Annotated in this window: 9 protein-coding genes; 4 read left to right on the forward strand and 5 right to left on the reverse strand. The window is 69.1% G+C overall.

Features of this window, described 5'->3' with window-relative positions; translation table 11 throughout:
• Positions 1 to 99: 99 nt before the first annotated feature.
• Positions 100 to 1,587, reverse strand: a complete 1,488-nt coding sequence (locus LGM56_RS19020) for a tetratricopeptide repeat protein (protein WP_226206374.1) — start codon at positions 1,585 to 1,587, stop codon at positions 100 to 102.
• On the opposite strand from LGM56_RS19020, the gene LGM56_RS19025 reads away from it, so the two are divergent.
• Positions 1,586 to 3,319: a site-specific integrase gene (locus LGM56_RS19025; RefSeq protein ID WP_226206375.1), complete on the forward strand. Its 1,734-nt coding sequence runs from the start codon at positions 1,586 to 1,588 to the stop codon at positions 3,317 to 3,319. The two genes, LGM56_RS19020 and LGM56_RS19025, sit on opposite strands and share 2 nt — an antisense overlap.
• Before the next feature lie 153 nt (positions 3,320 to 3,472).
• Here the strand turns inward: LGM56_RS19025 and LGM56_RS19030 are convergent, their stop codons facing one another.
• Positions 3,473 to 4,039, reverse strand: coding sequence for an SMI1/KNR4 family protein (locus LGM56_RS19030; RefSeq protein WP_226206376.1), 567 nt, complete (start codon positions 4,037 to 4,039; stop codon positions 3,473 to 3,475).
• A 290-nt stretch (positions 4,040 to 4,329) separates the two neighbouring features.
• Here LGM56_RS19030 and LGM56_RS19035 point away from each other — a divergent pair, with 290 nt between their 5' ends.
• Together LGM56_RS19035 and LGM56_RS19040 are read left to right on the forward strand one after the other, a co-directional pair.
• On the forward strand, positions 4,330 to 4,653 hold the full coding sequence (locus LGM56_RS19035) for a TfoX/Sxy family protein (RefSeq protein ID WP_089498578.1): 324 nt from the start codon (positions 4,330 to 4,332) through the stop codon (positions 4,651 to 4,653).
• 89 nt (positions 4,654 to 4,742) lie between these two features.
• Complete coding sequence (locus tag LGM56_RS19040; protein WP_226206377.1) at positions 4,743 to 5,654, forward strand: hypothetical protein; 912 nt, start codon at positions 4,743 to 4,745, stop codon at positions 5,652 to 5,654.
• Positions 5,655 to 5,680: 26 nt separating this feature from the next.
• On the opposite strand, the gene LGM56_RS19045 is transcribed toward LGM56_RS19040, so the two are convergent.
• The 3 genes from LGM56_RS19045 to LGM56_RS19055 are packed head-to-tail and all read right to left on the reverse strand — an operon-like array spanning position 5,681 to position 9,810.
• On the reverse strand, positions 5,681 to 7,858 hold the full coding sequence (locus LGM56_RS19045; RefSeq protein WP_226206378.1) for a DUF4132 domain-containing protein: 2,178 nt from the start codon (positions 7,856 to 7,858) through the stop codon (positions 5,681 to 5,683).
• 55 nt (positions 7,859 to 7,913) lie between these two features.
• Positions 7,914 to 9,236 carry a HipA domain-containing protein gene (locus LGM56_RS19050; RefSeq protein WP_226206379.1) on the reverse strand — a complete coding sequence of 441 codons (1,323 nt, stop codon included), beginning with the start codon at positions 9,234 to 9,236 and terminating at the stop codon, positions 7,914 to 7,916.
• Entirely contained in the window at positions 9,229 to 9,810 is a 582-nt protein-coding gene (locus tag LGM56_RS19055; protein ID WP_089498582.1) for a helix-turn-helix domain-containing protein, read from the reverse strand. The genes LGM56_RS19050 and LGM56_RS19055 overlap by 8 nt, the downstream gene beginning before the upstream one ends.
• Before the next feature lie 607 nt (positions 9,811 to 10,417).
• Here LGM56_RS19055 and LGM56_RS19060 point away from each other — a divergent pair.
• Positions 10,418 to 10,622 (forward strand): GntR family transcriptional regulator (locus LGM56_RS19060; RefSeq protein ID WP_134319755.1); only part of this gene is annotated, 205 nt, incomplete at its 3' end.

The raw sequence follows: 10,622 nt of genomic DNA on the forward strand, positions 1-10,622 counted from the left end.
GGTGAAGGTGCCGGACACGGCCGGCCGCCGCGCTCCACGCGCCCCGCGACAGCCGCTGCAGCGCCAGGCATCCGCTTGCGTGTCCGCTCGCGTCGCCGGCTATTCGCTTGCCGTACCCGGCGCCTTCGCGCCATCCTGCCCGAGCGGGATCGCCAGCCGTTTCAACGTCTCCGCCAGATCGGCGTTCTCCGGCTGAACCTGCCGCGCCTGCGCGAACGCCTCGCGCGCTTCATCCCGGCGCGCCAGCTTCCACAGCACTTCACCCTTGTGCGTCAGCCCGCTTGCATAGGCTTCGCGCGCATCCTTGTCGATGTCGCCGTCCTTCGCGAAGATCGCGATCGAGCGGTCGAACCACGTCAGCGCGTCGTCGTTGCGACCAAGGCGATACAGTGCCCAGCCCTTGCTGTCGAGCGCATACGCGTCGTCCGGCGATTTCGCCAGGCGCGCATCGATCATCGCCATCGCACGATCGATCTTCAGGCCGGCATTGACGAGGTCGTAACCGACCGTGTTCAACATGCGATCCGTGAAATTGCCCACATCGAGCGCGGTGTCGATGCGGCCTTCGTCCCGTTCGGCAATCGCCAGCGCGACCATCTTGGCCGCGATCTGTTGCCGGAGTGCTCGGCCGAGATGCTGGCCGTCGGCGACCAGGCTGCCGAGGTACTGCGTGTAGAGATCGGGCGCGCCCGGATTGCCGGCACTGTTGGCGATGTTCGTGGCGGACCCTGCGCACCAGTCGGTGTCCGCGGGCACGCGCAATACCGTGGGGTGCAACCAGAGCTTGCGGTCCTCGTGCGATTGCGCGAAGACGGTATAGCCGTTGGCGTCGATCTGTCCGCAGGCCAGATACGCGCCCGTCACGTCGAGTACGTACGAGTAATGGCCGTAGGGTCGCCCCGTATCGATGTCGATCACGCGGAACGTTCCGCCCATGTCGCCTTCGCCGACGATGGGCTGAAGCGCCCACTCACGCTCGGGATGACGGGCGGGCAGGCGGATCCGCGCCGTGCGTCCGGCGGCGTCGGTCGTGCCGAACACGACGCTTTCGCCGCCTTTTTCATGAGGCGGCAGCCCCGCGATCACCTGCCCGGGCAGCAGCAGCCGGTAGCGCGCATTCGGCAGCGGCTGGTGCGTGACGGGGTCGCGCAGCACGAACCGGTGAACGTAAGCCCCGGTTCCGAGCGACGCGGTCGGTGCGACGTAGGTGCGTGCGTAGGCGGCGGGCAGGGCGGCGCAGCTCAAGGCCGCGGCAACGAGCGCGGCGAGAAGGCGGGGTGTCATGGAATGGCGGTTCTTGTTGGTAGAGGTGTGATTGACCGACGGCCGGAATTGCATTGGACGATCCACGCAGCCTTTGATATCCGGCTGCGCATTCCGATTCGGATGGCCGGATCGTCCAGCGCAGTTCAACGCGGAACCCGCCCGTCGCAACGTGATGCGAAGAAGCGGCAGACGGATGACGTGGGAATGCAGTGCGGAGCATAGCAGGCCGTGTCGAGCGTCACGCTCGTGAACGCGCCTCACGCCCGACACGCCGCGTACGACGTATCCGGCCGCGCGCGCTTCTGTCAAACTCGCGGTCATGAAACCGCGCCTCGCCTCACCGCCTTCCTCCGATTCCACACCTGCGCCCGCAGGCTTTCCCGATGCCGACGAACTGGCCGCGCTGCGTGCGTGGTACGCGGGCATGACCGTGCGCCAGGCCGTCGAGCGCTACCTGCCCGATCGGCTCGGCGAAGGGCGCTCGGCGCGCGGCGTGATCGGCGGCATTCGCCGCCGCCTCGTGCGCGTCGCGCGGCAGGTGGGCCGGCCCGATCTCGCGGAGCGGCTCGGTCATCCCGACGGGGAGCGTATGCGGGAAGCGAAGGCGGCCGCCGAAGCGATCGGCCTGCTGCGTCATGCGCGTGCGCCGGTCCCGCAGATCAGCGACGACGTCGGCCTGTGGCTGCCCGCGCGTGCGGTCGGCGCGCTACGTGCGCACGGGATCGCGACGCTCGCCGATCTCACGGTGCGGATTCCGCGCCGGCGCCAGTGGTGGCGTGCGATCGCGGGCCTCGGCATGGCCGGTGCGCGGCACATCGAGGCGTTTTTCGCCGCGCATCCGGCGCTGACCGAACGGGCGCGCGCGCTGATCGCGGCGACGCCGCGCGGCGCCATCGTGCCGTGGGAGCAGCTGAAGCTGCCGCACGAGGTCGACGGATCGGCCGGCACCTTCCGCGCGCCGCGCGCGACCAGCACGCTCGATGCGGACAACGATTACGCGGCCGTGCATGCGTGGCTGTCGCTGCACGAATCGGCCGCGACGCGGCGGGCGTACCGGAAGGAGGCCGAGCGGCTGATCCTGTGGGCGATCGTCGAGCGCGGCCGCGCGCTGTCGTCGCTGACGACCGAGGATGCGGTCGCGTATCGCGCGTTCGTGCGGCGCCCGACGCCGCACGAGCGCTGGGTCGGGCCCGTGCGGCCGCGCAGTGCGTCCGACTGGCGGCCGTTCTCGGGTGCGCTGTCCGCGCGCTCGGCCGCCTACACGCTGTCGGTGCTCGGCGCGCTGTTCCGCTGGCTGATCGAACAGCGCTACCTGCTCGCGAATCCGTTCGCGGGCGTCAAGGTGCGCGACACGCGCGGCCCGAACGCACTCGACACGTCGCATGCGTTCACCGAAGGCGAGTGGCTGCTCGTGCGCACGATCGCCGACGGGCTCGAGTTCCGCAAGGGCACGCAGGCCGCGCCGCAGTCGGGCTGGACGCCGGCCGCCGCGCAACGGCTGCGCTTCATTCTCGATTTCGGCTATGCGACCGGGCTGCGCGCGAGCGAGCTGGTCGGCGCGACGCTCGGCGACATCGAGACCGATGCGCACGGCGACGCGTGGCTGAAGGTGATCGGCAAGGGCAGCAAGGCGGCGCGCGTCGCGCTGCCGCCGCTTGCACGCACGGGGCTCGACCGTTTCCTGGTCGCACGCCGGCTGCCGGTCACGCCGTCGCGCTGGCGGCCCGACACGCCGCTGATCCCGAGCCTCGCGGAAGACGGCGCGGCCGCGATCACGAGCGTGCGGCTGTGGAAGGTGATGCAGCGCTTCTTCGCGCAGACGGCCGATCAGGTCGATGCCGACAACCCGGCGCTCGCGCAGAAGTTGCGGCAGGCCAGCCCGCACTGGATGCGTCATACCCATGCGACGCACGCATTGGCGCGCGGCGCGGAGTTGACGACCGTGCGCGACAACCTGCGCCATGCGTCGATTTCCACGACGTCGATTTACCTGCATGGCGACGACGTGAAGCGGGCGCGGCAGATGTCGAGCGCGTTCGCGGCCGAGAAGTAACGGCGTCTTGCGGATCGGGCAGGGGCTGCCTGTGCGTCGTCAAGACGCCCGTCGGCCTGCGTCCGGTTGCGCAAGATGCTGCGCCGCGCCGTCGACGCTGCGTTCGTAGGCGGGCGCCGGCGCGCGACATGTCGCGCCGCTTTCACCCGCGGCTCAATCACCGGCCGGATCGTCACGCTCCGCCGCCACGCGGGCGAGCCATTCCGCAAAACTCGATGCGATCCGTTCGCGCTGCTCGTCGTCATGCCAGACCCGGATCACCTGCCCGACCGTGCCGCCTTCCGCGGGATCGAGGTCGACGCACAGATGATTGCCGCTGCCGTCGTGCGTGAACGGAATCCACCTGAGGTTGTACCAGTCGTCGCGGATGCCGGCGGCGGGGTCGGACGTCATGTCGTCGAAGTCGCCGCCGGAAACGAGCTTGTTCCAGATCGACCATTGCGCGCCGATCTCGTGTGCGCTCAGCATGGCATCGCCTTCGGCGAAGACGGCGTCCGGATCGGCTTGTCCGTCGTGCAGCCGGAGGCTTTCCAGCAGGTCGTCCGGCAGCGTCGTGCCCAGCGCGGCATGCAATGCGGCGATCGCGTGCCCCGGGGCCGGTCCGTTGAGTCCGCCGGGCAGGCGTGCCGGATCGGCGGCGATCCAGCCTTCGATCCGTTTCCACGATTCGCGAACGGCGGGGACGGTTGCGCCGGCAATGGATGTGTAGGGTACGTTCATCGGGTTCCTTGCAGAGATGCTTCGGGGCGCACCGCGATTCGGTGGGCTGGCCCGTGCCGCTCTCCCGGCACGTCGGCGAAGCACATTTTTTGTGAAGCGCTATTGGACGATTCACCGCGCGGTAATGCAACTGTCAGGGATATCAGGAGGGGACGGGCGATTGCGATGGGACGTGCGTGACCGGAATGCTCACGCCGCTTTCCAACGGATGATGCCCCGCAGCGCATCTGCCAATCAGGCGGAACGGTCGGCCACCCGCTGCGGTCATAAACTTTTTCAAAGGAACAGCGATGGCATCGAGCCAAGGCACAGTCGATTTCATCGTCGAGCAGATGGCGGCGGCCGGCACGGTATCGGCGCGCAAGATGTTCGGCGAATACGGCATTTATTGCGACGGCAAGATGGTCGCGCTCGTCTGCGACGATCGGCTGTTCGTCAAGCCGACGGCCGAAGGCCGCGCGTTTCTCGGCACGTGCGAAGAAGGTTCGCCGTATCCGGCCGCGAAGCCGCACCTCGTCATCGCCGGCGAGCGCTGGGACGATCGCGAATGGCTGTCGGCGCTGATCCGGATCACGGCCGCGCAGTTGCCGGTGCCGGTGAAGCGGAGCCGATAACGGCGCGTTCGCACGCGATGTTGCGCTGCGGCCAGGCGTATTCTGTGACACATGTGCGCGACCATCGCGCATCCGGTGGGAGCACAAGAATGAAGACATCCGGACATCCGCGCGGCACGCGGCTTGCTCGCCGCGCCCGGCACGCGCTCGTCGCGGCCCTGTGCGCGGGCTGGAGCGCGCTGTCGTTCGGCGCGGACGACGCGGCGACACTGCTCGAGCGGTACCGCAGCCTCGGCCCGCAACTGAAGGACAACGCGTTTCACCGGCCGCTGGTGCTCGAATCGGCGGAAGCGTCGTCGTCGCTGAAGGGCGACATCTACGCGGTGGTCGACTATCCGTATGCGGTGGTGAGCGGCCAGCTCGACGATCCCGCCCAGGGCCCCGCGAACTGGTGCGCGGTGCTGATCCTGCACCTGAACACGAAGTATTGCCACGCGTCGACCGGCAGCAACGGCCCGGTGCTCGACGTGAACCTCGGCCGCAAGATCCAGCAGAAGCTGCCGGACACCTACCGCGTGCAATTTCGCTATCGCGCGGCGGCCGCGACGCCCGACTATTTCCAGGTCGACCTGACCGCCGACAGCGGGCCGATGGGCACGAAGGATTACCGGATCGCGCTGGAGGCCGTGCCGGTCGGCGCGTCGCGCACGTTCCTGCATCTGACGTATTCGTATGGCTTCGGCACGGTGGGCCGGATGGCGATGAAGACCTACCTCGCGACCGTCGGCAGCGAGAAGGTCGGCTTCACGACCGTCAGCGGCGGATCGGCCGCGCAGCCGCAGTATGTGGGCGGCGTGCGCGGGCTGCTGGAGCGCAACACGATGCGCTACTACCTCGCGATCGACACGTATCTCGCGACGCTCGACAAGCCGCTCGACCAGCGCCTCGCGCGCTGGTTCGACGCGACCGAGCAGTATCCGCAGCAATTGCACGAGGTCGAGCGCGGCGCCTATCTGCAGATGAAAGCGCAGGAGGTGCAGCGGCAGCAGGCGGCGCGGTAGGCGGTGCATGCCGCCGCATCGCCGCCTCAGTCGAGCAACCCCGCGACCACATCGACGATCCGCTGCAGCAGCGCTTCGTCATAAGGCAGCCACGGCACCGCGCGCAGCGGCGACGGCGGCGGTTCGATCGAAGGTTCGACGGGTTCGCCGTCGCGCATCACGCGCCCGGTCGCGCAATGCACCGACCACGCGCCGACGCGCACATGGCGATCGTCGAGCGTCACCCGGCCTTGCGCGATCGGTTCCGCGAACACGAGCGCGAGCACCTGCTTGCGATGCTGCGCCATCGCGCCGAGCGGCAGGTCGGACAGCCGGTGCAGGCGCTGCGCGCGCGCGTTTCGCGCGGCGCGCTGGCGCACCGGGTCCGCCGGCGTGTCGGCCGCGCGCGTCGCTTCATCGTCGAGCGCGAAGGCGGCGACGCTGACGAGCAGGTCGACCGCGCGCGCCACTTCCGAGAACACGACGGGATCGATTTCGCCGATCGGCGCGGCCATCCAGCGCCGCTCGTGCCTGCGTTCGACGTGCAGCCGGCCCGACGTGCCCTGGCCGTCCGTGCCCGGAAAGAGCCGCGCGGCGACGCTGAAGGTCGCGCGCACGTCGCCGAACTCGCGTGCGAGGCCGTCGTCGTACGCGCGGATCGACCAGCCTTCGCGGCGTGCGACGCCGAGCAGCGGGCGACTCGCGAGGACATGACCTTCGAACATCGCGGAATGACTGGTCGCGGTGTCTTCGTCGGCCGGCACGTAGAACTCGCGGAACGCCTGCCGAACGGGCTGCCGGATCGAACGGCCGACGATCGCGCGCTGCCACGCGAGCCGCTCGTCCGCATCGGCCAAGAGCGGATGCCAGAGCCGGATCTCGCTGTCGGCATCGAGTTCGCACGCCGCGCCGGCGGCGTTGCGCAGCACGACCTTGCCCTTCGCGATATCGGGCATGAACGAAACGGTCGCGCCGTCGCGCGCGCGTGCCTGCCAGATCGTGCGGGTCGAGAACGCGGCGCCGGCCGGCGCATCGACGAGGCGCTCGCGCCATTCGGCATGGCCGAGCGTCATCGACTGCCAGAAACCCGCTTCCATGCAGGTGGCGAGCATCGTGAGCTGCTTCTTGTCGGGCTTCGCGTCGAGTGTCATGCGCAGCGCGGTGTGCGGCCGTTCGCCGAGCGCGCGTTCGGCGGGCTTCAGGTTACGCGCGAGCTTCTTCTGCACGCCCGCGTGACGCACGGTGGCCAGCGCATCGCGCAGCGCACGCACGCTCTCGGGTGTCGGGATCGTCTCGACCGCATGGCCGAGCGCGATCGCAAGCGATTGCGACGGCGCGGTTTTCGCGGCGGTCGGCGCGACGCACACGCCGGTCAGCAGCGGCCCGATCAGCGGGGGGAGCCACGGCGCGTCGCGATAGGCCGCGACGCGCGCCGCGCGCGCGACGACCTGCGCGTCGTCGGTCGTGAACGCGCGATCGGCCTGATAGGGGACTTCGCCCACGTGAATCGCGGCGACGTGCCGCGCGGCTTCGGTCAGCGTGTCGCGCGCGAAGTCGACGTAAGCGGGCTCCTCCGCGAGCGTGGCGGCCGGATCGTCGGCGTTGAACCACAGCCGTTTCGGCGCGAAATAACCGTCGTTCGTCGCGGCCAGCGCGAGCAGCGCCGCCGGCCCGAGTTCGGGCAGCACGTCGAGCTCGCGCACGCGAAACGGGGAATCGGCATTCGACTGCGCATACGCATCGCGCAAGGCCGTGATGTCGCGCCGGCCGGCGAACGAATGGAGCGCATATTCGCCGTACACGGAGAGTCGTTGCAGGCCGTCGTTCTGCGGTTCGCCGAGGATGCGCGCGAGTTCGGCCTGCAGTGCGGGCGCGGGCAGCGCGTCGAGACACGACAGTTCCTGTATCGCGCGCTGCCACGCGCCGGCCGGAATGTCGCGGAACAGTTCGAGCGCGGCTTCGGCATCGACGAGCGGCGCGAGCTCGAGTGCGTCGATCTGGGTGCGTAGCCAGCGTGCGAATTCGGCGCGCGGATCGTCGTACGCGTAGTCGTGCTGCGCGACGTGTTCCTCGGTGCGGCGCAGCGCCGGCCACACCGCGCCGAGCGCGTGCGCGTCGAGCGTCGACAGGTCGAGCGGCGCGCCGGTGAAGCGCGGGTGGTCGGCGCTGCCGGTCAGTCGAGCGACGAGCGGGTCGACGATGGGCGGGCGGACAGATTGGGTCATGATGTTCGGCGGCCTTCGCGTGGCGGCATCGGATCGTCTTGGGCGGTGTTTGGCGTCAGCGTGGGCGCAGCCGCTCGACCATCTCGTGGATGACGATATAGCGGATCGCGCGCAGCAGGTGCATTTCGCCGCCGAGCGTCGCCGTGAGTTCGGGGCGGGCAGTCTTCATCGCGTCGTTGTCGGCGGCGATCTCGAGCAGCAGCGCGTCGGCCTGCGCCGGAATGCGCGCGAGCACTTCGTCGATGTGGCGATGCGCGGTCGCGCGCGTCAGCCCGAGCGTCGCGCCGGCCTGGTCGAGCACGTCGCGTGTGAAATCCGCATAGCGCTGCACACCCACGACGGGCCGCGTGAATTCCGTCAGGTCCGGCCAGCGGCTGCGCGCGCTATAAGTCGCGGTTTCGTAGACACCGTCGCACAGCAGGTCGTAGTGCGGTGCCAGCGCGAGCCCGCTGTCGGTGACGAGGAAGCTCAGATTCTTCAGGTGTGAATCGCCGTTGCCGACGACGATGCAGAACACGAGCCAGCGGAACAGGCGCAGGCGAACCGGTGCGGGCGCGCGGCACGCGTTGGCGAGCGTTGCGAGCGCGTCGAGCGACCAGCCCGTGTATTTCATCGTCGCGGGCAGGTTGAGCGCCTGGCAACCATCGATCGCGTGGCGTCGTTCGACGCCGGTATCCGTCTGCGCGCGGTCGAAGCGGCGGATCACGTACACGGGCGCCGGCACGTAGCGGCGCTCGACCTCGGGCACGTCGAGGCCGACGCGGCGCGCGAGCGTCATCACGAACCACTCGTTGATGACCGAATGCGGATAGTCGTGCGCGTGCGGATGATTCGGCTTCAGGATGTGCGTCGACACCGCCTGGCCGCTCGGCTCGAACAGCGCGCCGTCGCGCAGCACGACCGGCAGCTTGTGCTGCGCGCCGGCGAGCGACATCTTCTTCGGCGCGTCGTGCGTCAGCGGCACGGCAGGCAGGTGGCGGATGCGCGCGTCGAGTTCGGTATCGTCGAGCGGGCGCAGGCGCGTGTCCTCGTCGGCCGTGTCCGCCGGCAGGCGCAACGTCACCGAGCCGGCCGATTCGCGTCCGTAGTGCTCGAGCAGCGCGAACGCGTCGCCGATGTCGGGCAGGCCCGCGTCACGCGTCAGCAGCGCCCGCACCGATTCTTCCGGCAGCAGGTTGTCGAAATACCACTGGACGGGGCGGGTGGTCGCGCCGTCGCGCAGCACACCGGCCTGCAGCGGGAGATGCGGGCTCAGCGCGAAGCGGGACGCCTGCGCGAGCCACGACGGCGCGTATTCGAATGCCCACAGATTGCGGTTTTCATGCAGCGTGCCGATTGATTGGCCGTCGATGGCGGCGACGAGGGTGCGCTCAGTCATGCGACGCGTCCTCGTCGGCGGGGCGCGCGTGGTCGGGCACGGCTTCACCGGCGTCTGTCAGCACGCGGCGCGCGATCTCGATTGCACGGGCCGAGGCCTGACGGCCGGCGTCGGTCGTCCTGATCCGCGGGCGGCGCGTGTCGTCCGCCCCCACGCCGGACGCTTCGGCAGGCGACAGCACGAGACGTGCGGCCGAGAGCACGCGTGCGGCCGCGCGGGCGGGCGGCGCGGATTCGCCGGCCGGGGCCGGGTGCGCGGCGTCCGCGCGCAGCAGCAGGCGCTCGGCCGCGCGCCGTGCACGCACGCCGGCCCGATGGCTCGCGCGCGCCGACTGGCGTTCGAGCAGTTCCTCGCTGGCGTCGGGAATGTCGACGACGACCCGAACGCCGAGCCCCTGCAGGATCTGGAACACCTTGGCCCACTGGATGGTGTCCGCGCCGCGCTCGGCCTTGACCATGAACGACTCGCTGACGCCGACGCTGCCGGCCGCGTCGTCCTGGCGCAGTTGCTGCACTTTCCGCGCGGCGCGGATCACGCCGCCGATGTCGGATGCCTGTTCGATCGTGTATCGCATGGTGGGCCCTGCTACCGTTGCCGGTTCGGCAGGATGAAAACTGTGAGATCAAACAGTATTGCATCTCGATGCAAGAATTCAAGGGAAAACTGTGCGATCGACGAGTTTTGGCTCGTTGGCGACGGTATCGAACGAAAAACTGTTAGATCGAACAGTTTTTCATCTCCGAATGGCCGGCAACGTGTACCGGCCGCTCCGCGACCTCCTGGTGCATTCGCGGTTCGTTGTCGTGCCTTCCCCGAAAGCCCCGCGCACCGTCCGGCGTCGCTGCGCGCGATTCACCGCCCTCGCGGCCCATTCTTAAGACGTACAGTTTTCCTGCTGTGAGCGATGCGCGCCGAACTGTACTCTTGTTCGCGCGATCGATGTGTGTACTCGTCGCCAACTGTTCTGCTCTTAAGATTCCACCATCAAGTGCACAGTGCCGCGGATCCAGTCGCACCGGAACCCTGTCGGCGCATCTTCAAGAGAGAGCCAGTGCGATGGAAAAGGCAAAACCGGAGGGAAGGATCAGGAATCACGACGGCCCGGCCGGCGGGCGCAACACGGGCGTGTCGGACGCAAACGGCGGGGCAGCCCAGCTGCGCCGCCCGGCGGGAGGCACGCGATGAAACTCTATGAAAAACTCGCGGACGACATCGAGCGCCTGATCCGCCAGGGCGTGTACCGGCACGGCGACCGGATTCCTTCGGTGCGGCAGGCGAGCCAGCAGCACCGGATCAGCATCACGACCGTGCTGCATGCGTATCTGCTGCTGGAAAGCCGCGGGCTGCTCGAAAGCCGTCCGCAGTCGGGCTATTTCGTGAACCTGC

This window comes from Burkholderia sp. AU38729, from assembly GCF_020419725.1.
Taxonomy (GTDB): Bacteria; Pseudomonadota; Gammaproteobacteria; order Burkholderiales; family Burkholderiaceae; genus Burkholderia.

Excerpts from the sequence above, each read along its gene's own strand:
- LGM56_RS19055 (WP_089498582.1), bottom strand. The coding sequence starts at position 9,810 with ATGCGATACACGATCGAACAGGCATCCGACATCGGCGGCGTGATCCGC.
- LGM56_RS19020 (WP_226206374.1), bottom strand. The coding sequence starts at position 1,587 with ATGACCGCGAGTTTGACAGAAGCGCGCGCGGCCGGATACGTCGTACGC.
- LGM56_RS19045 (WP_226206378.1), bottom strand. The coding sequence starts at position 7,858 with ATGACCCAATCTGTCCGCCCGCCCATCGTCGACCCGCTCGTCGCTCGA.
- LGM56_RS19035 (WP_089498578.1), top strand. The coding sequence starts at position 4,330 with ATGGCATCGAGCCAAGGCACAGTCGATTTCATCGTCGAGCAGATGGCG.
- LGM56_RS19040 (WP_226206377.1), top strand. The coding sequence starts at position 4,743 with ATGAAGACATCCGGACATCCGCGCGGCACGCGGCTTGCTCGCCGCGCC.
- LGM56_RS19025 (WP_226206375.1), top strand. The coding sequence starts at position 1,586 with ATGAAACCGCGCCTCGCCTCACCGCCTTCCTCCGATTCCACACCTGCG.
- LGM56_RS19050 (WP_226206379.1), bottom strand. The coding sequence starts at position 9,236 with ATGACTGAGCGCACCCTCGTCGCCGCCATCGACGGCCAATCAATCGGC.
- LGM56_RS19030 (WP_226206376.1), bottom strand. The coding sequence starts at position 4,039 with ATGAACGTACCCTACACATCCATTGCCGGCGCAACCGTCCCCGCCGTT.